This window comes from Spirosoma oryzae, assembly GCF_003002825.1.
GTDB lineage: Bacteria > Bacteroidota > Bacteroidia > Cytophagales > Spirosomataceae > Spirosoma > Spirosoma oryzae.
Window position 1 is genome coordinate 125,068 of the sequence record NZ_PVTE01000005.1, and the last position, 24,956, is coordinate 150,023.

Consider the following 24,956-nt stretch of genomic DNA (forward strand, 5'->3'; position numbering starts at 1 on the left):
AGTCTGTTTCTGCCTGTCCAGCTCTCGAACTGGACAGGCGGGTTTGTCAACGGAAAGAAATCTAGTAGTGAGCAGCAAAGTTCTGCTGAATGCTCAGACCGATTTCGTCGATGTTGTACGTAAGAACGTCAATACGGCTCGTGAAGTAGCTGTACATGATCGTAGCGATAGCCGCCGTACCGATACCAAGAGCCGTATTTACAAGGGCCTCAGAGATACCCGTCGACAGAGCACCCGTGTCAGGCTGACCGCCAGCACCCATGGCTGCGAACGCGCGAATCATACCAAGTACCGTTCCGAGCAGGGCGATCAGCGTCGATACCGAAGCCAGCGTAGCGATAATGGTCAGGTTTTTTTCCAGCATCGGCAACTCAAGCGTCGTCGCTTCTTCTACTTCTTTTTGAAGAGCGGCCAGTTTCTGGTCTTTGTCAAGGCTGGCGTCGGTAGCTAGTTGCTGATACTTTACCAGCGCTGTTTTAACAACGTTACCAATCGAACCTTTCTGGCGATCGCACTCCTGAATAGCAGCGGCTACATCGTTACGGTCGAGCAGCGATTTGATCTTGCGAACGAAATCGTCAACTGAACCTGTACCATTGGCGCGGCCAATCGTGATGAAACGTTCGATCGAGAAAACCAATACCGTCAGGAAGCAAGTAAACAGAATCGGTACGATGAAACCACCTTTGTAAACGGTACCGAAGTAGTCGCCGGGCAGGGGCTCTTTTGTGTTATCTCCATCCTGGAAGTGGCTAGCATCACCGAAAACGAACATGTAGGTAAGAATACCGATGACGAGTAGTACAGGAAGTACGAACGCTGGATTCAGACCACCCGACTTCTTTTTTGGTGCTGCAGCTTTGGCTGGTGCTGGAGAAGGAGTTTGTGTTTTCATTGGAACTGGACTGTAGGGTTAAAATGAAAGTTGGTTTGCCCGGTAAAAAAAGCGAAAAATCTAACTGTTTCGGTTTATCCCGTCAAAAATTTGATGGAAAGCCGTCGAAACCTCCACAAAACTAGGGTTTTTCTTACGAATACAAAGCAATAGGATTCGCCAAATTTTGCGCCTTAATTGGAGTTGCTCGCTAATTTGTTGGATATAAACAGTTGTGTTAATAATCCATCAACATGATAGCACAGTAACCGAACCGGTAAAACATTGGCTTTCAACCAACCAGTGAAGAACAACCGACTCATGTGTCTTCTCCTTATCACAACGGCAGTGAGGGGGGGCCTTATTCATAAAGGAATTATTAAGTTTTTAAGTGGACGAACGGGTAGTTGTAGCAGACGCTGTACACACGTTAGATGCAGTAAGCCAACCTATTCCACAAAGAATCTCAATTATTTTCCGTGACCGCAATCCGAACGTCCGTCTATACGTATGTACTGGATGTTACCTAAATTCTTAAGTCATGAATAAAGCCCTGCTTATTCTATTGACATTTGCGGTGGTCTCTGCTGATGTATTTTATCGACTGTTCGAAAAATTGACAAGCTTGGACTGGTGGTCAAAATCGCCGGCGCTTGTTGGCGCATTCCTATTTTCGGTTACCGTCGGGGCGTTGGTAGCGCACGTTCTGCTCTCGCTACTGGCGGGAACGGACATGCGAACGGATATTGTGCAGGTAGATCCTGTTGAAGAATTTGTTAAGTAACTGACAGGGAGCTATACAGAAACGCCCGGCTAGCCAACTAGCCGGGCGTTTCTACACAAAAAAGAGCAGCCTCAAAAAGACTGCTCTAACTAAGTCGGGAAGGCGGGATTCGAACCCACGACCTCTTGCACCCCATGCAAGCACGCTACCGGACTGCGCTACATCCCGAACTGGTTCGCAAAGATAAGGAGTATTTGTAAAAGCACAACCGGCATAGCAGGAAAATATGCCGGCTGTGCTTTTCTAGTGTATAGAGAACCTAGTTTCGACCGCTACCCTGTGTGGCCGGGAGCTGCGTGCTTCGACGCTGCTGCATCGGATTGCCTGATTGCGACGCAGCTGGATTCTGACGTTGCCGGAACAACTGGAAACGCGACGGTTGCGACACGCGTGGAAACGAATTGTTCTCCGTATCAATGTCAGCAATCTCGTAGAAAGGATCGAGCGTCCACTGCGTCACTTTCTTGTTGGTAACAATCACTTTCTTGATGGCCACGTCGTTAAAGCGCCAGATCTCAGCTGGGAAACGGGCTACGGAGTCGGTGCCATCCTCAAACTGCATCCGAAGAATCACGGGCATCGGTACACCACCTTTGTTCTTCAGCGACACCGTGTAGAAGTTATTCTTGTCGGCCGATTCGATGGCCTGCCGTTCGCTTTCGCTCAACGTAGCCAGATACTCCTGATAGCGTTTGCGGTCGGTGTCTGTGACCGTGTTAGGATCGTAGCTGTTGTAGAAATCCCGCATCGACGAATCTTGTGCTACGACTGACGATCCCTGCGTACCAGCGTCGCGCTGCTTACTGATTGTACCAGCTTTCCGCTTTTCTTCAGCACGGGCTGCTGCTTTCGTAATCTCTGGATTTCCTGAATCGATTTGGTACCAGTCGACTTCTACCAGATCCTGATCGACGGGTTCGACGCCGTAGAACCAGCCTTTCCAGAACCAGTCGAGGTCGACACCCGAGGCATCTTCCAGGGTGCGGAAGAAATCGGCGGGTTCGGGGCTTTTGAAGGCCCAACGGCGGGCGTATTCCTTGAAGGCGTAATCGAACAGCTCGCGACCCATCACCGTTTCGCGCAGAATGTTGAGCGCCGTCGCCGGCTTGGCGTAGGCGTTAGCACCCAGGTTGATCACATTATCCGACGAGGTCATGATGGGCGACAGTACCGCTTTATCCGACTTCATATAGTCGGTGATATACTGCGGTTCGCCCCGGCGGCTTGGGAAGTTATAATCCCATTCTTTCTCCGCCAGATACTGACAGAACGTGTTCAGTCCTTCGTCCATCCAGGTCCACTGACGCTCGTCGGAGTTAACGATCATCGGGAAAAAGTTGTGGCCAACTTCGTGGATAATGACGCCGATCATACCCGCTTTGGTGCTGGCCGAATACGTACCGTCCGCTTCGGGACGGCCCCCGTTGAACGAAATCATTGGGTACTCCATGCCACCGCCAGGCGTCGCATGACACGAAATGGCAACGGGATACGGGTATTTGATGGTCCGGTTACCGTACGATTTCAATGTGTGCTCAACAACGCGGGTCGAATACTGTCCCCACAGCGGATTGCCTTCTTTCGAATAGAATGACATACTCCAGATTTTGCGACCGTCGCCGTAGACGTCGGTTTGCATGGCATCCCAGATAAATTTGCGGCTGCTGGCAAAGGCAAAGTCACGTACGTTGTCGGCTTTGTACACCCACGTTTTCGTCGTTTTTACATCGCCTGCTTTCGCTTTTTCAGCGGCAACCGCTTCATCCTGCGTAACGATAACGATCGGCTTTTTCGAGTTGGCGGCTTGTGTCATCCGCTTCTGCTGGTTAGCGGTCAGTACCTGTTTGTAGTTCTGGCACTCGCCCGTAGCACCGACAACGTGATCGCTTGGTACGGTGATCGCTACGCGGTAGTTACCGAAGATCAGCGTAAATTCTCCCTGCCCCAGAAACTGCTTGTTTTGCCAGCCGTTGACGTCGTTGTAAGCACACAGACGCGGGAACCAATGGGCGATGAAGTAGTTGTAGTTGCCGTCTTTGGCAAAAAACTCCATACCGCTCCGGCCGTAGTATTCGGTGATAAAATAATTCCAGTCGACCTTGAAGGCGTAGCTGCCACCGGGCTTGATGGGGGTGGGCAAATCGACGCGCATCATCGTCTGGTTAATCGTATATTTCAGCGCATTGCCTGACTTGGCATCTTTAATCGACGTGATCTTGTAGCCAAACTTGTCTGTTGCCTGTTGACTGCTGCGTTCACGAACAGAGGTAAGATTCTGTAACTGCGCGAAGCTCATACCGCTTTCGTTGATACTTCCGGTGCGGGTGATGCTACCGGTAGAGCCCTTGGCAAACAGATTCTGATCGAGCTGTAGCCAGATGAAGCGCAGTTCGTCGGTCGAATTGTTGTGATACGTAACCGTTTCGGAACCGGTGATTTTCTGCGTCGCGTCGTCCAGCGTCACGTCGATGTCGTAGTCGGCGCGGTTCTGGAAGTAGTCGCGACCAGGTGCGCCGGCGGCTGTGCGAAATGTGTTCGGCGTCGGAAGCATGGGGCCGAGCTGCTCGAACCGCGTGTTTGCGTTCTGCGTCGGTGGTCCCTGCTGCTGCGCGACCAGGTTGGTTGACCAGAGGGCCATACTAACCAGAAACAGTACTTTTTTCATGGTTGATTCAGAAATAGAGGGTTACGTTAATTCTGTCCAGTGCCTTGACGAGCCGGAGCCTGCTGGCGCTGCTGCTGCATGGGGTTGGGTATACCAGTCGCACGATTCTGCTGTTTGAAGAGCTGAAAACGGCTGGGCTGGGCTACGCGGGGAAAGGAATTGTCCTCGGTGTTGATGTCGGCAATCTCGTAGAAAGGGTCCAGCGTCCATTGCTTTACTTTCTTCGTGGTGGCAATTACTTTCTTGATCGATGCGTCGTTGAAGCGCCAGATTTCGGCCGGGAAGCGGGCTACCGAATCCGTGCCGTCTTCAAATTCCATCCGAACAATAACGGGCATTGGCATACCCCCCTTGTTCTGCAACGAAAGCGTGTAAAAGTTGGTCCCTGCCTCGGCCAGTAACCGTTCTTCCTGCGTCAGCGATGCCAGATAATCCTGGTATTTCTTTCGGTCTTCGGCAGTGACCGCGTACGGATCATACTGATTGTAGAAATCCCGCATCGAACTGTCCTGGGCGACTACCGTCTGGTCTTTGCTCAAAGCATCGCGTTGCCGGCTGATCGTATTGAGTTTTTGCTGAGCAGCCGCCCGTGCTTCCGATTTGGTAATGTCCGGGTTTTGCGAACTGGCCTGATTCCAGCTTACGTTAGTCAGTGTTTGGTCGACGGGCTGAACACCATAGAACCAGCCTTTCCAGAACCAATCGAGGTCAACACCCGACGCGTTCTCCATTGTACGGAAGAAGTCGGCGGGTTCGGGGCTTTTGAAAGCCCAACGGCGGGCGTATTCCTTGAAGGCGTAATCGAACAGCTCGCGACCCATCACCGTTTCGCGCAGAATATTCAGACCGGTGGCTGGTTTCGTATACGCGTTTGGTCCGAACGTACCCGCCAGAATATTGTCGGAACTGCTCATGATGGGTACCTGCTGCGTCGAGTCGAGTTGCATGTACGGGACAATGTACTGCGGGTCGATACCGTGCGCCGGAAAATTAGCGTCCCACTCCAGACAGGCCAGCCCTTCCAGAAAGCTGTTCAGTCCTTCATCCATCCACGACCACTGCCGCTCGTCGGAGTTGACGATCATCGGGAAAAAATTGTGGCCAACCTCATGGATAACGACCGAGATAAGGAAATTTTTGGTGCCGACCGAATACGTGCCATCGGCTTCCGGGCGTGCTCCGTTGAAGCTCATCATGGGGTACTCCATGCCGCCCACCGGCCCGTGTACGGAGTAGGCCACCGGATACGGATAAGCGATGGTTCGGCGGGAGTAGGCGTGGAGCGTATGGGCAATCAGCCGGGTCGAATACTGTCCCCACAGTGGATTGGCTTCCTTGGGGTATAGCGACATGGCCCAGACGCGTTTGCCTTCTACATTGGGTTGCATGGCGTCCCAGATAAACTTACGGCTGCTGGCGAAGGCAAAGTCACGCACGTTATCGGCTTTGTACACCCACGTTTTTGTCCGTTTTACGTCGCTCGCTTTGGCTTTTTCGGCGGCTTCGGCTTCCGCCTGCGTAACGATCTGAACGGGGTTGTCGCCCCTTTTGTCGCCCCGGTTCTTCGCGTCGTTCCAGCGTTTCAGCTGGGTTGCTGATAAGACCTGCGTCGGGTTTTGCAGTTCACCCGTTGCGCCGACGATGTGGTCGCTCGGTGCAGTGAGCGTCAGCTTGTAATTCCCGAAAATAAGCGCGAATTCACCCTGTCCCAGAAACTGCCTGTTCTGCCAGCCGGTCACGTCGTTATAGACACACAGACGCGGAAACCACTGGGCTATCTCGTAGATGTAGTTGCCATCTTTCGGAAAGTATTCGTAGCCGGAACGGGCCCCCGTTTGCTTCGCATCAACAATGTTAAAATTCCAGTCTATGCTGAACGAATAGCTGCCACCGGGTTTGATGGGGGCGGGTAGGTCGACCCGCATCATCGTCTGGTTGATCGTGTATGTCAGCGGCTTCCCGGCCTGATCGCGGACGGCCGTAATCTTATAGCCGTAGTCTTTACCAGTGAGGGAAGCACTGGGGTCGATCTGTCGGATGGACGTAGCCCGGCTGGTATTGATGCTGCTGGTACGGGCCGTATTGCCGATCGCATCCGGCTTGAACAGGTTCTGGTCGAGCTGTAGCCAGAGATACGGTAGGGCGTCGGTCGACTTGTTGTGATAGGTGATAACCTCCGACGCCGTAATTTTTTGGGTTACGTCATCGAGCGTTGCTTTGATGTCGTAGTCGGCGCGGTTCTGAAAATAATCGCGACCGGGTGCACCAGCGGCTGTGCGGAACGTGTTGGGCGTAGGTAATACGGGACCAAGCTGCTCAAAGCGGGTGTTGGCTCGTTGCGACGGTGGGCTTTGCTGTTGCGCCGTTGCGCTGAAAATACATAGCGGCAGCCCGGCCATCAGCAAAAGTATCTTTTGCATATACGCGTAGATTGTTGATGAATCGAGGGCTAAAGATACAGAATGGGCTAATTTATACGAAATGAGAGTTTGTCGGTTTACGAACAGTCGGCTGGTTTATTCAGATAGGCTTTGAAGCCGTATGTGCCAGTTTCTGATATTGTGCGTGCAGGTAATTGGTGTAGTGGAGCGATTCGTCATAGAGCAGATGAATACCATCCGACGTACGGAATGAATCGGCTGGCAGGACGATGTGCTGATAGCGTGGTGCCGGAAAATAGCGATTCGCGTAGGTCCTGATCGTTCGGGGTGCCAGTAAGTTTTCCAGTCGGGCATCGATCGGCATTTCAAACAGAATAACCGTGGTACCCTGACGCTTTAGTCGATTCAGAAAGGCGTAGGCTTTTTTAAACGAGCTATCCGTTGCTACGACAGACAAGGGTAGACTCATGGTACCGTGTAATTGGTGGACCATCTTCTGCTGCATAGCGGTATCAAGACGAGACGCCGATTCGGGCGCGACAATGTCAGATGAGCCGTGTTGCCAGTCGCGTAACAGTGCTTTCACGACACCGATGGGCTGGTATTTCTGCCGTAAAAATGGCAACCACTGCTTGAGTGTCCGGCTGGTCGGATCGGCGACCTTTGTTAAATCAAGCGATGACGGGCTTTGCCGCGCAATTGTGTTGATTTCGACGAACAGAACTTTAGGTGCATGGCCACTGGCCTGGATAAGATAGAGGCCATCGAGTGAGGACAAACCACTAAAACTCAGGTTATAACAGTTGGGGGCCAGTCGCTCAGAATGAAGCCGCTCGCTCATCGACGAACCGACGATCAACGTGTCGTAATGGTTGCTGTCTTCGTAGAGAAACTCTTCTGCTTTCACGATGTTGCGCTGTGCCGTTGTCTGGGCTGTTCGCGAAATAGCAGTGCCACTGTAACGAATGAACAGCGTGTAAGCAGTCAACAGCAGTAGGGTGGTGAGAATAGATTTCCAGATCATATCGGAAAACGGGTTATGGAATGGTAATCAGAACTGAAAATAAATGAATGCCCCTTCCGACCCGCTGTTGGTAATAATCAGAAATAAGAGAATACCGTAGATGAGAGCCGTCTGGGTAGAAAAGCGATTTTCCGAAAGCGACAGGCGGGTGGGCGAGTGCTGCCATACGTGGTAAAAATGGTAGCCGATAACCGGTAGCGAGTACAGAATGATGAAAATGATGGCCAGGGTCTCGTGAGGCTTACCACCGTTAGTGACGATGGCGCGTAGATAAGCAAGTACGTGATTGAAGTCAGGCAGGCGAAACAGGAGCCACGCCAGGGTAACGTAGCCGAAAACAAGTAGCCCGCGCAGCAACCGGAATCGCTGGAAGGTTGACTTGCCAAACGTATCGCCCGCAAACCGTTCGAGCGCCAGTGCCGACCCGTGGGCAAACCCCCAAACGGCATAACTCCAGGCAGCACCGTGCCAAAGGCCGCCTAGTACCATTGTTATCAGTAGGTTGGCGTACGTGCGTGCCGTGCCGTGCCGGTTCCCACCCAGGGGAATATACAGGTATTCACGCAGGAAACTGGAAAGAGAAATGTGCCACCGACGCCAGAAATCGGCGAAAGACGTAGCGATGTAGGGGAAGTTGAAGTTGATCGGAAATTGGTAACCGAATAACGCGGCCAGGCCCAGCGCGATAAGTGAGTAGCCGGCAAAATCGGCGAAAATCTGCATCGAATAGCCGAAGAGCAGTACCAGCAGGGTGAGCGACGAGTAGGCTTCAAAATAGGGGTACGTCATCAGCATGGTGTGGTCTTTCAGATTGTCGGCCACGACCATTTTCAGGAAATAGCCCAGTACCAACGTGCGGAAGCAGTACTCCCAGCGCACGGCCTGTATCGACTTGGGCCCAATCTGGGGCAGGAAAAAATTGGCCTTGACGATTGGGCCGGAGACAAGCTGCGGAAAGAACCCTTTAAAGAAAAAAACCGTCTGCGCGTGTTTAAGCAGGTTGCGCGCAATCAACGAACGGTACTGTTCAACATGCCGGTATTTGTACGTGTCGACAACCAGGCTGATGCCCTGAAACGTAAAGAACGAAATACCGATGGGCAGCGGCAGGTTAACCAGTAACGAGCCCAGTTCGCCGTCGGTAGCCGAAAACGTCCGGCCCAGCAGGGGGCCGTACTTGAAAAAAAGTAGTATGGCCAGGTTAAAGACGACGCCCAGTACAGCGTAGAGACGGTGCCGATCGGGTTTACCGTAGATGACAAGGTAGCTGGAGGCTATGTTTATGCTGACTGACAGCAGCAACAGCCATAACAGGTTGGCCTGGCCGTAGGCGTAAAAGAAAAGGCTGGCGGCAATCAGAATCGGGACCTGCCACCGGACTAGGCTGGGTAAATAATACAGTATAAACGTACAGGTAACCAGAAGGACGAACTGAGGACTGGTGAAAAGCATGAAGGAGAACGAGATGAGTGGTCGACCGAAGGCAGCCTGCGCCACATGCAGTCAAATATAAACAGGAAATAGCCAGCCGAAATGCTAAAGCGTTGCCAGGTACTCGTTGTCAAGCAGCAACGAAATAGCCATACCAGCCACAATACCAGACACGATAAGTACCCAGCGTAACTGGGCTACCCGCGCCAGGCTTAGCAGCACGTACGATACCGCCAGTACGAACGATACGATCAGCAACTGGCCGAGTTCCAGCCCAATATTGAATGCCAGCAGGGGCGACAGAATATCGGCTTCACGACCTAGTAGACTCCGTAAGTAGTTGGAGAACCCCATGCCATGGATCAGCCCGAAGGCCAGCGCCAGTCCGTACCGCCAGGGTTGCGTCACGGCAGGTACCGCCGAACGATCGGACCTGTCCCGGAAGAAGAAATTGCTGACTGCTGTTATCAGGATCGTTACGGGAATCAACAGCTCAATCAGGTCCGTGCTGTAGCGAATCAGACGCAATGTTGCCAGTGCCAGGGTAATCGAATGACCAAGCGTGAAGGCGGTTACAAGAATCAGCACCTGCCGCCATTGCTGAATCCGGTACACGGCACAGAGCGCAATGACAAACAGGATATGGTCGTACCCACCCGGATCGGTAATGTGATCGTAGCCCAGCCGGAGGTAAATCAGGAAGTCGCTCATTTGAACCAGTCGGCGTACATAACGTAGTTGTTGGCCGTGCGCATGAATACCTCGCCCTGTTCATCCGAAACGGCTTTCAGGAAGCGAGCCGGATTGCCCGCGTAAATGGAGCCGGGGGGAACGATGGTGTTTTGCGTGATAATGGCTCCGGCGGCAATGATACTGCGCGTACCGATAACGGCCCCATCCATGATAATCGCACCCATACCGATCAGTACGTCGTCTTCGATTGTGCAGCCGTGTACGATGGCGTTGTGCGCGATCGACACGTTATTGCCGATGGTTGTTTTGGTGCGTTGGTATGTACAGTGAACGACCGCACCGTCCTGTACGTTGCAACGATTGCCGAACGTGATGGAATTGACATCACCCCGTACCACAGCGTTGAACCAGACTGTACAGTCGCGCCCCATACGGACATCGCCGACAACGGTAGCGTTATCGGCTAGCCAGCAGTTGTCGCCGAATTGAGGTTCTACGCCCCGAACGGATTTGATAAGTGCCATGGGGCAAAGATAAGCCGTAAACATAAAAAGGGAGTGCTCGCAATGAGCACTCCCTTTTTATAGCAGGCACTGATCTTACATCTTCTTGTCGATCTTATCGCCCATTTTGTCCATCCAATCTTTGACGTCGTCAAGCGACTTCTCGGCGTCTTTCTTCACTTTATCGAAGTCGTCACCACTAGACCGTTGTACTTTGTAGTACGAATCCATCAGGTCGCTACGCTTGTCTTTCAGGTCATTGACCATTTTCTCACGCTCGCGCTTTTCTTTCCGGCTTTCGTTTTTTACGTCCGACTTAGCTGCGTCGAGTTGCTTGTCCACTTTGTCCAGTTGGTCGGAAATGCGGTCGCTCAACTCGCGTTTGTCACGGTCGCTGCTTCTATCGTTTCGATTGTCCCGATCCCGATCTCTGTCGCGCATCCGGTCATTGTCGCGATCATTCATTCGATCATCGTTTCGACGATCATCGTTGCGCATCCGGTCATCGTTACGACGGTCTTCATCGCGTCGATCGTCCCGGCGATCATCGTACCGATCGTCTCTCCGGTTATCGCGATCGCGGTTGTCGCGGTCCCGATCTCTGTCCCGCATCCGGTCGTTATCCCGATCAGCCCGCATCCGGTCCCGGTCATTCCGATCATCATAGCGGCTATCCCGGTCACTCATCCGGTCGTCGTTACGACGGTCGTCCCGGTCGTTGTATGAATCCCGGTCGTTCCGATCGGCGTACCGATCATTGTATGAATTACGGCTGTCGCGGTCATCGTACTGGCCACCGTATGTGCCACGCGATCCGTACGAACGTGAGTTGTAATCCGACCGGTCGTTGTACGAATCGCGGTTGTTATCCCGGTCATTGTACGAGTATCGGTCGTTATTCGAATTCTGGTCGTCGCTATATCGGTCGTTGTATGAACCACCCCCTAGCCGGCCCGAGCGATTGCTGTCGTTGTTGCGGCTACGGTATGAGTAGCTGTCCCGGTTCATATCGTACGAATCGTTGTCGCGATCGCGCCGACCACCGAACAGACCCGTGCCACGATTATCATCCTGATCGTTGTCCCGATTCCGACGGCCAAACAGACCTGGTTCGCGGTCGGAGTTCCGATCGTTGTCCCGGTTGCGGTTACTGAATAAACCACCGTCCCGGTCTCTGTCCCGATTGCGGTCTCGGTCGTCGTTTCGGCTGTAGCGGTCATTGCCACGATCACGACGGCTGTTGTCATTGTCATCCCGATCGCTTCGATCGCTTCGATCGCTGCGGGTATTCTGCACCATTTCCTGACGGCTGGCCTGTGAATCGCCGTATAACCAGCGTTCTGTAGTTGCACAGGAAGAAAGACCTACAGTAGCCGCCAGCATTGCTCCGACTACCCATGTTCTGCGTTTCATAACGTTCTATCGTTAGATGATGGTAGTGATGCTGGCAGATGCCCAAAAAGCGTACCAGTGCCTTTTTTAAGGCGTACAGGCCGGTTTTGACGGATAAATGGGTATTCCCTTCCCCTGAAAACTGTGGAGTAAATTCCCTACCGGATACGCACTGACCCACTTTGCCGGTAGCTCCGCAGGGTTGGATCATACATGGCATCGGCAGAAACGCTGCCTTGCGAGAACCGTCCTTTCGTTACGGCCCTGGCCTGGTAGTAAAACGATCGTTCGGTACTGGTAACGGTGGTAAACAGGTTTAGCCGGTCGTCGCGCAGGTCGATATGGTCGGGCTGGGTAGCTAACTCATTTTTGTTGAGCCACGGCAGATCACGCGTATCGGTCAGGCGCGGATTTTCGATTTCCAGACCGGCGGGTAGCAGATCGGTAATCACCACGTTGTCGATAACCGGAGCCGACGTGCTGACAACGGTTAGCCTGATGATGACCAGCTCATTCTGCCGAAGCTCGGTAACAGGCTTACCATTCCGATCCAGCAGTGTCCGGCGAATGCGCAGCCCATTGTCCGTGGCCTGAACACGACCGTCGGCCGGAACGCCTTCCTGCTGCCCGAAATAGAAAACCGGGCCGTTGCCTTGGGCCGACAACGTAAGCGGCTGATTGACCGGAATTCGTTTCAGGTTGACAGACGTCGTGTTGAGTATACCGATCGGTTTACCGCCTGCCGAGAGCGTTGCCGTTGCCAGACTTGCCGTATACCGACGGGCCAGCTTACCTAGCGCCAGAAACGCAAAGGTGGCTTCCTGTGTGTTGAGGTAGCGGGTAGCGGTCAGGGCACTTGTCAGTTGCCGGGCCATCGCTGGAATCTGCCCGTTATTCGGGTCCGTCGAGACGAGGGCATCGAGCGATAGGGCCAGGTTGCGAAGGGGCGACGCGTAGCTGCCACTTGTTTCGCGATTCGTCGTGTTATCGCTAAACTGTCGGGGCAACAGCGCCTGCGCGCTGCGACTATCACCCAGCCGCCGGAACGCCGATGCTAACAGATAGCGGCTGTCGTTGGTCAGTAGCCCGACGTTCTGCTTGTAGTAATTCATGGCCGACCGGTTGGGTTTTCCCGCTTCGGCCAGCACGTAGAGCGCGTAGATGTTGGTGCGGCTCGCCACCTTCCGAACGACCGATCTGCCCGTTTCGTCGTATACCAGCACGTTTTCGCTGACGGGGCGGTTGGCGAGCGTAGTCAGGTAGTCGATGCCCTGCCCCAACACCGTCGGTCGAACTTCGTAGCCCGCTTCCTGCGCTTCGGTCAGAAAATGAACGGCATAGGCCGATGCCCACGCGTCGTCGTTGATCTGCCCCTGAACGGCGGGCCATAGCATGAAGCCGCCGTTCGGTGTTTGTAGTCCTTCCACGCTCTGCACAGCCCGCCGGACGTTGGTTGCTGGATTGAGGTCGCTGTCGCCCGCTTTGACGAAATACGTGTTGGCGGCCAGTTGCTTCGTCAGATCGGTGAAATACAGTTGGGGAAATGCCTTCGAAATGGTTTGCTCAAGGCAACCATACGGATAACCCAGCAGATAACTCAACTCCCGACCGTATTGCACGACCGGCGACCGGCTGAGGGTAATGCTTGCTTTGGCGGTACCCGGCAGGAAATTGCCTGCCAATTGTAGCGACGCCGTTTTTCCCGACGGAACCTCGCCCGCTATGGTTGTTTTCTGTAGCGACGCACCGGGTCGGATAGTCAGGCTGGTCGTGTTGGTAAACGTTTCGCCGAGCCCATCGACAGACACAGTGATCGTGCCGACGCCGATTGTCTGGCGGGCCGATAGCCGGAAGCTAAGCCGGCTTTCGCGGCCCGGCTGCAACGTCACCTGCTGCGTCTGGGCGCTGTCGGCAACGAGCGGCCCAGTCAGTGTCAGACGGGCCGTGACGGGGGCTGCTTTTCGGGTGGTATTAGTTAGATTGACCGGTACGTCGACCTGATCGCCGGGGGTCAGAAAGCGGGGTACGCCTACACTGACGACAATTGGGTCGGCTACCTTGATATTTGTGTTGGCCGATCCGAACGCGTTGCCTTTGTACGCCACCGCCATTACGCGCAGATCGCCTGAGAACTGGGGGATGTTGGCCGTAAACTGTGCTTCACCATTGCTGTTCGTCTGCAACTGACCACTCCACAACGCCACCAGATTGACCCGTCCGTTGCTGAGCGGATTGACGCGCCGTTCAAGATCGTAGCCATCGCCCCCTACGCTCGACGCTGACCGCAGGGATAGTTCGGGGTAGAGCAGCGCGTACAGATCACTGCTGCCTACTTCGAGGGCGCGCTTCTGGTAGAAGAAGCCGTGCGGGTCGGGGGTTTTGTAATTTTTGATCTGTAAAATGCCCTCGTCGACTACAGCTACCGTGACCAGCGCATTGGGGCTTGTTTTGACGCGGATTGTCTGCTTGGTTTTCGACCGGGATTGGGCCGCAGCTGTGATCGCGACGGGTAAGCGAGTGGTGGGGTCCTGTACGGCTACCGACGCGAAGCCGTGAGCGACGGTCAGTGGCAGGCTGGTGTTGTCGATAGCCCGAATCAGGGTCGCTGTCACGTAGACGTTGGGTAGGTATGCCTGATCGACGGAAAAGGACAGCTCCGCCGATTTGTTGTTGGTCGTCAGCCAATGCTGTTCCAGTACCCGGTTCCGCTCCAGCGTCACCAGCAGCTTACCGTCGAACGGGGCTTTGAACAGCACCGTTGCGTCGTCGCCGGTCTTATACTCGGCCTTGTCGAACGTCATCAGTACCTGACCTTCCTGGCTAACGTCGAACGATGACGCCGTGGTACTGCCGTAGCCGTACGCATAAAAACTGGTGGCAGCAAAACGGGTCGCGCCGGGCCGACGCACCCGGATTTCGTATTCGCCCGACGCCGTCGGTACGTAGCGGAAAGCGGCTTTGCCATTGGTAAACGACAACGTGTTGGTGTAAACGGATTTCTCCTGTTTGCGCGTGTTGTACCGAATCTGACCGTTCTGCTTTTCAACGACGGTCTGGTAGTCGAGCCGGACAACGTCGACCTGCGCGGTAGCCGACGGGCGGAGAACACCGTTGGCTGTCAGGGCGACCAATTCAGCCGCGATGGGCGTGCCGGTCGTGACGTAGCGGTCGGGCAGGCGGGTGCCGAAGAAGGTATCCTGCGTCAGAATGTCGAACCGGCGCAGTCGATTGACCGGACGACCGTTCTCGTCAAAAACCGTGACAAACAGCTTCCCATCCAGCAAACCAATATCCTGGTAGAGGGCCGGGATGGCGAACTGCTCCGTTGTCTGCCCGTTGGCATTAGTCCGCCCCTGCCGTAGCTCTTTCGGGAACGCAGCTGCCGGACCATTTTTGTCGCCGGGGATGGCGAACGAATAGGCTTCGTATCCCTTGGGCGCAAACACCGTGCGGCTTAGCCGAAACTCCATCTCGTAAGCCCGATCCGAAGCGGGTGGCCCGAACAGATTCATTGCCGTGGTCGATACCGTGATCGTCTGTCCAGCTTTGTACGTCGTCTGGTTGGTCAGTACGTTGACGCTGATCCGGTCGGGGATAAACTCTTCGACGCTGACAGGCTGCGACGTAAGCAAGACATCGTTGGCGTTCAGTACCTCGATCGTGTACGTGCCGGTGACGGCGGCCGGGTTCAACGGAACATCGGTCGTGACGGACCCCTGCGCGTTGGTTGTCTTGCGGAACGACTGCACTTCACGTCCATTGGGGGCCAGTACCCGAATCAGGAGCGGCACCGCACCGGGGGTATCGGTACCCTGTCCCCGCACGATGGTGTTGAGGTGAATCGTTTCGCCGGGGCGGTAAATATCACGGTCGCCGTAGACGAACGCGTCGAATCCCGAGGGGTTATCCCGTTTACCATCGACGGCAAAGCGCGACGTTTCGACCTGCGTGTCGGTCAGCGACAGGAAGTTGAAATCGGTGTCTGTCTTGGCTGTCACGAGGGCGATTTTGAAACCCGGTGCCTGCTCGCTGACGTTTTTGAAGCGCGCCATGCCGCTGCCATCCGTCTTCTGCGTGTATACCGACTGGTTGTTGCTGCTGACCAGAGTAATCTCAACCCCCGACAGCGGTTCGGCCGTGCGTATGGAGTTGGCCCAGACCAGTACTTCATCGGCAGTGTGGCGTGTAATCAGGCCGATGTCGGATACCGATACCAGCTGACTACTTTGCAGATACGCTTCACCTTTCGAACTGACCGTTACCAGGTACACACCCCGGAATTTGTTGTTCTGGTCGGGCAGCGATACGTTCAGCGCAGACACCCCCCGCACCACCGGCAGGTTTGCTGTTTCAACCGTTTTGTTGACCAGTACGTCGCTCAGATTACCGCTGTCGTCGGCGCTGTAATTGAACGTCCCGTCGGGTAGCCATTGGCCATCGGCACCTTCGGCATACTGCGGATAACGGCTGTTCGTCAGGTACGCCAGAATATTGTTCTCGTAGACCTTTGCCACCGTCACCTGCACCTTCGGGACGTTGACAATGTTCAGCCCGACGTTACGGTTACCCTCGGCCGAGAGATAAATCGATTTACGGTTGGCAAACTGAATGCTGGCGGGCATCCGACCGAAAAAGAGATCCTTGCTTACCGGCTCGGTCAACGTCGCTCCCAGCACCCCGCGCAGCTGACTAGTCAGGGTTATAACGTAGGTGTCGGCTTCGTTAAAGTCACCCCGGATAAGCAGACCATTCTCCGTCAGTTCAGCGGTCATCGCTACCTGTGGCTGAATGGTGTAATAGGCGCTCAGGTTGCCCGGCTGCAATTCCTGGGTCGTGACGATGCGTACAACCCCCTGATTGTTCTCGTAACTGGGTAGCACGTCAAGTACGTCCAGTCGGTCGCGGGCGGGCAGGGTACTGGTTTGCTCGATCGATTCTTTGCTGACATAAGCCGTACCGGGAACCGCCAGGCCACTACCCACCTTGATCTGAAGCGGTTGCGGATTGTTGACGTTGGGCGCGTCGGACAAACGGAGCAATACATTGCCCGGCTCACTACCCGGCTCGGACTGAATCGTCAGCGATTGAGCGGGGTCGCCGATGGTCAGATTGAGTTTGGGGAGTACGTCTTGTGTCGGAACGGGATAGTTGAACAGCAGCCGGGCTTTGGCGATGGGTTTACCCGTCGTTGCGTCGCGGCTCCACCAGCTTTCCGTCTTTGCCAGCTGTAGATAGGGCGTATGGAAACTCAGTTCATCGTCAGACAGCTTTGTATCCGTCTTCGATGACCGTGTCAGCAGGGCGTCGGTAAGTTCGGCGCGGTAGTCGGTTGCGGGCGCAAAAGCCGTAGCCGGGGAGAAAACGAGTTCGCTGGGCGACGTCCACCGAAATTTACCCCGTACTGCCGGCTTGAACCGGATGTACTGCACTGAATCCCAACGCTCGGTCGGCTTGTCGGGGCCAATGTTTTTGTTGAACGTAAACGTCAGGTTCTGCGTCTGCTGAATTTCCTCGTCGAAGTTGCGGCCGATAACGGCTACGTCGCTGAACGGCAGCCGGGAACAACCAGAAAAAGAGACGATCAGGAGTATTAACGTAATCGTCCGGCGGGAGCGAAAGGCGGGGGAGGGCATGGTGTCAGGTGTGTGAAATTCGGCGGCTGAAATGTGGTGAAAATTTAGGCAAAACCAAACGGCGGGCGGGTGCCGTAGCGACTGATGGACAAGTCAGTCGGTAGCACATCATTCGGGTCGTATGGTTACGTGGAGGGTTCGATACCGCCCTTTGTCGTCGGCGCAGGAAACGGTCAGCAGGCCGGGGCGGGGTTTGAAAAAGATAGCTTCACTTGGTCGGGCGCGTCGATATAAGCGGTCGTTCAGATACCAATACACTGTTTGTACGTCGTTGCTGGCCTGGCAGCGCAGTTCCATGCTGGCGGGCTGACGGGGATTGATGTAGTACTCGCTGCGATCGTTCAGACTGACGATCTGCGGCCCGGCCTGCCCCGATACCCGATCACAGGCTGGATTATGCGGAGGCACCAGTTCGACGGGAACCTGCTGCGTCTGGTAGTAGGCCAGTACGTCGGGTGATAGGTTGGGGTATGACCGCCGAACAACCAGACTGGTGTCGTCCGTCGACTGATCGGGACGGCAGTGCGCGCAATACGATACCGTACCCGCCGGGTTGGTCAACACCCACCGTCGATGCTGACACCGCTGGTAGCGCGATACGCCCATAATGGCATAGTCGGATATGGTGCGGGTGCAGAAGTGATTCGGTACGTCGCCGGTTTCGGGGCAGACAAGTCGCGTCGTCAAGCGCCAGTTCGACCGCGCAGGGTGTTTAAACCAGCCGTTGGGGGCGTCGTAGTCGAGCGTGTTGAACAACTGAAACAGCAGCGGTGTCGCGATATTGGCTCCGCTCAGCTCAGCCACCCCAACGCCCGAAAAGTTGCCTACCCACACCCCAATCGTATACCGCTGGTTGTACCCGATACTCCACGCATCGCGCCGACCGTACGACGTTCCGGTTTTCCAGGCAATCCGGGGCAGGTGGTAGCTGTTGTCGAAGTTGTTGGGCAGGTCGGGGCGGGTGACCTGCGTAAGCGTCTGCGTCACCAGAAACGTGGCTTCGGGCGATAGCAGCACCTGCCCGCTGGTATCGGCTGCCGAGCGACCGGGCGCATTGGTCAGGCGCAGCGGCCGGACGACGCCGTCGTTGGCTAAGCCGGTATATAGTCGGGTCATTTCCTGGAGGGTTACCCCACAGCCGCCCAGTACCATCGACAGGCCCAGTACCCCCGCCTGTTTGTTGACCGTTGAAAAGCCCGCCCGTTTCAGGCTCGCGACCAGCTTGCTCGTGCCCAGGTCGTGGAGAAGGGCAACGGCCGGTATGTTGAGCGAATTGGCCAGGGCAAACTCCGCCGTAACGGGACCGTTAAACCGCTGATCGTAGTTATCGGGCGCGTAACCGTCGAAACTGGTCGGTACGTCAGCCAGTCGGGTTTTGGGCGTGATAATGCCCGCGTCGAACGCCAGTCCGTACAGTAATGGTTTCAGCGCACTGCCCGGCGACCGTACGGCCTGTACGCCATCGACCTGCCCGCCATCGTATACGTTGCCGAAATCCGCCGAACCCACGTACGCCAGTACCTCCCGCGTCTCGTTGTCAACGACCAGCACGGCCGCATTCTGAATGGCCAGCGCCCGTATCCGATTGACATAATTCTGCACCAGCCGCTCAGCCGTCGCCTGCGTCGTTGGGTCGAGGGTGGCGTGAATGATGGGCTGATCGGGCTGTTCGCGTTGCAGTCGGCGGGACAGGTGCGGAGCCAGGCGGGGCGCAGCGCGTCGATGAGCCGTAAGCGGTTCGGTCAGGGCGTCGGCGATGGCTTCGTCGGAAAATAAGCGGGCCCGGCGAAACCGCAGCAGCCACTCGTTACGGGCCTGAACAAGCCGGGCGTTGTTCGGCCCCGGTCGCAGACTCGACGGGCGGTTGGGCACAATCGTCAGCGTGGTCAGTTCGGCCAGACTAAGCAGGTCCGGCGATTTACCGAAATAAAGCAGCGCGGCCGATTTGATACCTTCAATATTGCTGCCGTATGGTACCAGATTCAGATACAACTGTAAAATTTCGTCTTTCGAATAATGCAGTTCCAGTTGCAGTGCCCGCGCCAGCTCAATTAGTTTGCTGGTGTAGGTGCGGGGGCGGGGTTCCAGCAGCCGGACGGTCTGCATCGTAATGGTCGACGCGCCCGACGTTCGCCGACCCGTCAGCAGGTTGCGTGCAGCGGCCCGGACCAGCGAAATGGGATTGATACCGGGGTGCCAGCGAAAGTAGCGGTCTTCCTTGAATAAAACCGTTTCGCGCAGCAACGGTGTCATCTCGTCCAACTCGGTATACAGTCGCCACTTGTCGTCGCGGCTCAGAAAGGCGTGCAGCGGCTGCCCGTTTCCGGCCGTCACGATGGTCGAATAGGCAACGTGGGGGCGGAAGGGTAGTCGTGCATCCAGCAGTAGCAACAAGAGAATCAGCCCGACCACGATTCGCAATACCGTTGACCGGAAAAGCCCTGTCAGCCATCGGCGAATTGCGGTAGGAAACGATGTCGGAAAAAACACGGCGAGGAGCAGACAGGTTACTTGTCTGGCAAAGAAACGAAGGGAGACTCGTCATATTTGCGCGGGGCGTCACATCTTTACGCATTCCGGAACCCAATCCTCATTCATCGGCTATGACTATTCAATTCTGGGGCGCTGCCCGCACTGTAACGGGAAGTAAACACCTGCTGACAACGGCATCGGGCAAGCGCATTCTGCTCGACTGCGGACTGTTTCAGGGAATCAACACGGACGAATTGAATCAGCAGTTCGGCTTCGACCCGGCCGAGGTCGACTACATGGTGCTGTCGCATGCCCATATCGACCATACGGGGTTAATTCCGCGACTGGTCAAAAAAGGATTTACCGGACCCATCTACACGACTTCCGCGACAATCGACCTCTGCGAGATCATGCTCATGGACAGCGCCCGTATTCAGGTGCGCGATCTGGAGCGGGTCAACGCCCGACGTAGCCGGCGGGGCGACGCTGAACTGGAAGCCCTATACGACGAGGACGATGTGCGGCAGGCGCTGACGCAGATGGTGCCGGTGGCATATAACGAGTCTTTCGTAATCTGCGATGAGGTGACTGGACTGCTGACCGATGCGGCCCATTTGCTGGGGAGTGCCGCCGTTACCCTGACGATCCGCGAAAACGGGGGCGATATACGTCTGACGTTTAGTGGCGATATTGGCCGTCCTGACGACAAAATCCTGCGCCGGTTCGACCGGTTTCCACAGACCGACTACATCCTCTGCGAATCGACCTACGGCGACCGGCTCCACGAAGTCGAGCCCGATATGAAAAGTCACTTGCTGCGCATCGTTCAGCAAACCTGCGTGGTGCAGCGTGGCAAACTGCTGATTCCCGCCTTCGCTGTCGACCGGACGCAGGAACTGATTTACGCACTCGACCAACTGGCCAGCGACGGGAAACTGCCCCGGATACCCGTGTATATCGACAGTCCGATGTCGGTGCTGGCAACGCGGGTTATGCGTCGGCACGAGGAAGATTTCAACCCCGACATACTGGCGTACATCAAAAAAGACGGCGACGCGTTCGACTTCCCGAACCTGTATTATATCGCCGACGTGGAGGAGTCTAAGTCGCTGAACGACAGTGACGAGCCCTGCATTATTATCGCGCCGTCGGGTATGGCCGAAGCCGGACGGATTAAGCACCACATCAAAAACAACGTCGAAAAGCCCAGTACAACGATTCTGCTGGTTGGGTACGCATCGCCCAACAGTCTGGGTGGCGCGCTGAAACGGGGCGAGAAAGAAGTGACAATCTTTGGCGAAAAATACCGGGTCAACGCGCGCGTCGAGATTATGGACTCGTTTTCAGCGCATGGCGATTACCGGGAAATGCTGGACTTTTTAAGCTGTCAGGACCCTACGCTAGTCAAGACTGTCTTCCTGGTACATGGCGACTACGATACGCAGCAGGTGTGGCGGGCAAAACTGCTGGCGGCTGGTTTCCCCGACGTGCAGATCCCGGCGATGGGTGAGACCGTTACCCTGGCATAACTTCACGTAAACACAACACCCCGGCGCAGTGAGCACCGGGGTGTTGACAAAAACCGGAATCGAGTCGGACGTTATGTAAATTTCATCCGGGATGTGAACGGCACTCGGGCGAAGCACCGGTTCAACACGGACCGATAGATTTTACCGAACTGGACGTAACACCACCGCCTGAGTTGCTTGACCTCTTTAGGAATCAGTAGCTTAATGGCTTTGGCCAGCTCTTTCTCGAACAGAGCCTTATCAAAACTTACCTTCTGAAGGATGGTTTTGATGTATTCAAGCATAGAAAGCATACCACATTGTGCGTTTTTAGTTGTAGGGATTCGTTACTTCGATGTTAGTGAAAAATAAGGTGTATCGCTAAATCAACACGAAGCTATCTGTACCGAGAACGGCCCGTTTCTACTATTGTTGCCCAAATGTACTGATGATAATTGCAATATTCCGAAATTTGTTTGTATTATTTATTTTGACGATTACATCGGTTTTTGCGCAACAGGCTGATAATCTGATCGCCATTGACCTTGGTGTTACTAATTTTTCGATCGAACGGCCCTACACCATATCCGTCGCTGTTCGGAACAGCGACGAGCGCCCGGATATCCGTTTTCCCGACATCCCCGGATTCACGAAAAAAGGAATATCCGCCAGCGTAACCAGCCCTGAAGTGGATGGTAAAGTAACCGTTAGTCAGGTTATCACGCAGATCTATCAGGCAAAAGCACCGGGGCGCTACGTACTGGCACCGTTCACGATTACGGTGGGCGACAACACGGCCCGTTCGGAAGGGGCGGTATTGACGGTCCGATCCAGTGCGGGCATAGCGTCGGGTAGTTTGTCGACGACGGCCGTCGCGCCCTCACCGGGGTCGGCTTTCCTGGAACTGTCGGCATCGAAACGGAAGATGTATGCGGGCGAAGGCGTCGCGCTGACGCTGTCATTCTTTATTGCCGACAACTATCCGCAGGCGTTGAATTTTACGGCACTCGATCAGCAGATACAGCAGATTGCCAACCGAATCAGACCGGTCAACGCCTGGGAGGAAAACCGAAATATTACCGAACTGAAACCCGTCACGGTACGGATTGGAGCCCGCACCTTCCGACAATACCTGTTGTATCAGGCGGTGTTTTTTCCGGTGGCCGCCCGTTCCTTGTCGATTCCGGCGGTGACGTTGCAACTCTCTCGACCGGGGCCAGCCAACAGCGCTCCCGTGCGTGTTGCATTCACGAGCAAGCCGCTAACGATCGACGTACAGGCGCTGCCTGCGCGAGTCAGTAACCAGCAAATTCCCGTCGGGCGGTTCCGGCTCGTCGAACGGCTGAACCGGCGTCGGGTCAACGCGGGGCAAAGTGCACAGTATACGTTTCAGGTGATGGGGGAGGGTAATATTGCCACGCTGCCGGCTCCTGTATTGGTGGCCGATTCCGGTAACGTCGACATCTTCCCGCCCGAAGAACGCCTGACCATCAACCGGGACGGTGCGCAGATTACCGGTCAGAAAAGCTTTGCTTATTTCATCGTTCCGAATCAAAATGGGTTGGTTTCGTTGGCGAATCGGTTTCAATGGGTTTATTTCGACCCGCAGTCAGCCCGGTACGATACGTTGCGCCCCCGACTGACCCTCCGCGTTGGCGGTGTTGCTGATCCGTCTGACGTAGCGGTATCAACGGATGAATCGGTAGCTGGTGCAAGTGGAGAAAGCGGTTTGGCCGCCCGGTCGATCTACGCCGGACTGAAAACGCAGGATAGTAGCGAGCAACCGATTAATCAGGACGAACTGATCCGGGGGCTGGCCAGTGTGCTGATCGTGCTGATGCTGGTTGGCGTGATTTTTATCATCGTAAAAAAATGAGTAGTACATACGGTACCCTTTTCAAAATTTCCACTTTTGGTGAGTCGCACGGACCGGCCATTGGCGTTGTCATCGACGGTTGCCCGGCGGGCCTGGCTTTCGACACTGACTTTATCCAGCAGGAACTCGACCGACGTAAGCCCGGTCAGTCGCGTATCACGACGCAACGGCGCGAAGCCGACGAGTTCGAAGTGCTATCGGGGGTATTCGACGGACAAACGCAGGGTACGCCTATTGCGCTGGTGATTCGTAACACCGATCAGCGCAGTAAAGATTACGGGCATATCGCCCGGCAGTTTCGACCGTCGCATGCCGATTATACCTACCAGGCGAAATATGGCTCCCGCGATTACCGGGGCGGTGGGCGTTCGTCGGCTCGCGAAACGGCCGCACGGGTAGCGGCCGGAGCCGTTGCCAAGTTGTTGCTGGCGCAGCAGGGCGTGCAGATTCAGGCGTATGTATCGCAGGTCGGTACGCTGAAACTGGCGAAAACATATACCGAACTCGATCTGGCGAAAGCAGAAGACAATGCCGTTCGGTGCCCCGATCCCGACATGGCGGAGCAGATGTTCCAGTACATCGACGAAGTACGTAAGAATGGTGATTCCGTTGGCGGGGTTGTCGACTGTGTTGTTACCGGCGCACCGGTTGGCTGGGGTGAACCCGTATTCGACAAGCTGCACGCCGAACTGGGTAAAGCCATGCTGAGTATCAATGCCGTGAAAGGTTTTGAATACGGCAGCGGTTTCGCCGGGGCTGAACTGTTTGGTTCGCAGCACAACGACGAGTTTTACACCGACGAAACCGGGGCTGTTCGGACCCGTACCAATCAGTCGGGTGGTATTCAGGGCGGTATCAGCAATGGAGAAGCCATTTATTTCCGGACGGCTTTCAAGCCGGTGGCTACCATCATGCAGGATCAGGACAGCGTCGACGTCGATGGACAACCGGTTACCGTGTCGGGGAAAGGACGGCATGACCCGTGCGTTGTGCCCCGCGCCGTACCGATCGTTGAAGCTATGGCGGCACTGGTACTGGCCGACATGATGCTGCGCAACAAAGCCGCCCGCGTCTGATCAACTTTAGAAAAGAACCCCACGGCAACCCTACCAACTGATTTTGTAAGCGTTGCTTATCAACGAGGATACATTACTATTTGTAGACCTTCTTCACCCCTAAATCCCCTGAAGGGCAGGGCTGTTAAGTTCTAGCCTGTTTACCTCCCGCCCCCCTGAAGGGGGAGTAGTTTGCTTGCAAATTTCACCCCCTTTAGGGGGCGGGGGGTATGGTTAGACGAAGGAAATTTGCCTATCATCAACGCTAAACCAAGAACTTAACAGCCCTAAATCCCCTGAAGGGGACTTTGTTTGCGCTCGAAAAAAGTCCCCTTCAGGGGATTTAGGGGTGAAAACCTGTATGTAAAAACAGTTGGCTGATACGGATTAAAACCCCTGTAAGATAAATGGAGGGATTAGGACAGTCAGCCATCAGGGAGGGGGTTATTTCTTCTTGGAGAAAATGGCCTGCATCAGCACATAGCCAAAGAAGCCGAAACCAATAGCCTGCGCGGTAATGCCAACTGTCAATAACAACCCGGACGATGACCAGTGTTGCGACCGGGCTGCGGCACCGATCAGGGTCAGGATCAGCCCGGAAAACCAGAAACCGACGGCCAACAGCAGGAACTTGTTTTTGATCGTAACCATGTGCGTACGTGTTT

General features: G+C 55.1%; 16 protein-coding genes and 1 tRNA gene. 4 read left to right on the top strand and 13 right to left on the bottom strand.

Annotation, left to right across the window (positions count from 1 at the left end; translation table 11 throughout):
* Window positions 1–61: 61 nt before the first annotated feature.
* Window positions 62–895, bottom strand: a complete 834-nt coding sequence (locus tag CLV58_RS07135; protein ID WP_106137108.1) for a MotA/TolQ/ExbB proton channel family protein — start codon at window positions 893–895, stop codon at window positions 62–64.
* 520 nt (window positions 896–1,415) lie between these two features.
* Here CLV58_RS07135 and CLV58_RS07140 point away from each other — a divergent pair.
* Complete coding sequence (locus CLV58_RS07140) at window positions 1,416–1,658, top strand: hypothetical protein (RefSeq protein ID WP_106137109.1); 243 nt, start codon at window positions 1,416–1,418, stop codon at window positions 1,656–1,658.
* A 94-nt stretch (window positions 1,659–1,752) separates the two neighbouring features.
* Here the strand turns inward: CLV58_RS07140 and CLV58_RS07145 are convergent.
* The 10 genes from CLV58_RS07145 to pbpC all read right to left on the bottom strand — a co-directional run bounded on the left by CLV58_RS07145 (window position 1,753) and on the right by pbpC (window position 19,870).
* A tRNA-Pro gene (locus tag CLV58_RS07145) sits at window positions 1,753–1,826 on the bottom strand.
* A 91-nt stretch (window positions 1,827–1,917) separates the two neighbouring features.
* The gene (locus CLV58_RS07150; protein ID WP_106137110.1) at window positions 1,918–4,323 is read right to left on the bottom strand and encodes a M1 family metallopeptidase; all 2,406 of its coding nucleotides are present in this window, start codon (window positions 4,321–4,323) and stop codon (window positions 1,918–1,920) included.
* 26 nt (window positions 4,324–4,349) lie between these two features.
* The gene (locus CLV58_RS07155) at window positions 4,350–6,743 is read right to left on the bottom strand and encodes a M1 family metallopeptidase (RefSeq protein ID WP_106137111.1); all 2,394 of its coding nucleotides are present in this window, start codon (window positions 6,741–6,743) and stop codon (window positions 4,350–4,352) included.
* A gap of 100 nt (window positions 6,744–6,843) precedes the next feature.
* A complete protein-coding gene (locus tag CLV58_RS07160) occupies window positions 6,844–7,728 on the bottom strand; it encodes a hypothetical protein (RefSeq protein WP_106137112.1) in 885 nt (294 codons plus the stop codon).
* A 27-nt stretch (window positions 7,729–7,755) separates the two neighbouring features.
* Window positions 7,756–9,180 (bottom strand): MBOAT family O-acyltransferase, encoded by a 1,425-nt coding sequence (locus CLV58_RS07165; protein WP_106137113.1) that lies wholly within the window; start codon window positions 9,178–9,180, stop codon window positions 7,756–7,758.
* Between the two features lie 84 nt (window positions 9,181–9,264).
* The gene (locus CLV58_RS07170) at window positions 9,265–9,870 is read right to left on the bottom strand and encodes a HupE/UreJ family protein (RefSeq protein WP_106137114.1); all 606 of its coding nucleotides are present in this window, start codon (window positions 9,868–9,870) and stop codon (window positions 9,265–9,267) included.
* Window positions 9,867–10,376 (bottom strand): gamma carbonic anhydrase family protein, encoded by a 510-nt coding sequence (locus CLV58_RS07175; protein ID WP_106137115.1) that lies wholly within the window; start codon window positions 10,374–10,376, stop codon window positions 9,867–9,869. Before CLV58_RS07175 ends, CLV58_RS07170 begins: the two co-directional genes overlap by 4 nt.
* A 75-nt stretch (window positions 10,377–10,451) precedes the next feature.
* Window positions 10,452–11,768: a hypothetical protein gene (locus CLV58_RS07180; RefSeq protein WP_146141382.1), complete on the bottom strand. Its 1,317-nt coding sequence runs from the start codon at window positions 11,766–11,768 to the stop codon at window positions 10,452–10,454.
* 137 nt (window positions 11,769–11,905) lie between these two features.
* Window positions 11,906–17,380, bottom strand: a complete 5,475-nt coding sequence (locus CLV58_RS07185) for an alpha-2-macroglobulin family protein (RefSeq protein ID WP_106137117.1) — start codon at window positions 17,378–17,380, stop codon at window positions 11,906–11,908.
* 108 nt (window positions 17,381–17,488) lie between these two features.
* Complete coding sequence (gene pbpC, locus CLV58_RS07190) at window positions 17,489–19,870, bottom strand: penicillin-binding protein 1C (RefSeq protein WP_425443497.1); 2,382 nt, start codon at window positions 19,868–19,870, stop codon at window positions 17,489–17,491.
* A gap of 113 nt (window positions 19,871–19,983) precedes the next feature.
* Between pbpC and CLV58_RS07195 the strand changes: the two genes are divergently transcribed.
* Window positions 19,984–21,381: an MBL fold metallo-hydrolase RNA specificity domain-containing protein gene (locus CLV58_RS07195; protein ID WP_106137118.1), complete on the top strand. Its 1,398-nt coding sequence runs from the start codon at window positions 19,984–19,986 to the stop codon at window positions 21,379–21,381.
* 71 nt (window positions 21,382–21,452) lie between these two features.
* Here CLV58_RS07195 and CLV58_RS07200 read toward each other — a convergent pair whose 3' ends face one another.
* Window positions 21,453–21,674, bottom strand: a complete 222-nt coding sequence (locus CLV58_RS07200) for a hypothetical protein (protein ID WP_106137119.1) — start codon at window positions 21,672–21,674, stop codon at window positions 21,453–21,455.
* Between the two features lie 176 nt (window positions 21,675–21,850).
* Here CLV58_RS07200 and CLV58_RS07205 point away from each other — a divergent pair, with 176 nt between their 5' ends.
* Both CLV58_RS07205 and aroC read left to right on the top strand, forming a co-directional pair.
* Window positions 21,851–23,236, top strand: a complete 1,386-nt coding sequence (locus tag CLV58_RS07205; protein ID WP_245882249.1) for a BatD family protein — start codon at window positions 21,851–21,853, stop codon at window positions 23,234–23,236.
* Window positions 23,233–24,312 carry a chorismate synthase gene (aroC, locus tag CLV58_RS07210; protein WP_106137121.1) on the top strand — a complete coding sequence of 360 codons (1,080 nt, stop codon included), beginning with the start codon at window positions 23,233–23,235 and terminating at the stop codon, window positions 24,310–24,312. Before CLV58_RS07205 ends, aroC begins: the two co-directional genes overlap by 4 nt.
* A 423-nt stretch (window positions 24,313–24,735) precedes the next feature.
* Here aroC and CLV58_RS07215 read toward each other — a convergent pair whose 3' ends face one another.
* On the bottom strand, window positions 24,736–24,942 hold the full coding sequence (locus CLV58_RS07215) for a hypothetical protein (RefSeq protein ID WP_106137122.1): 207 nt from the start codon (window positions 24,940–24,942) through the stop codon (window positions 24,736–24,738).
* Between the last annotated feature and the right edge of the window lie 14 nt (window positions 24,943–24,956).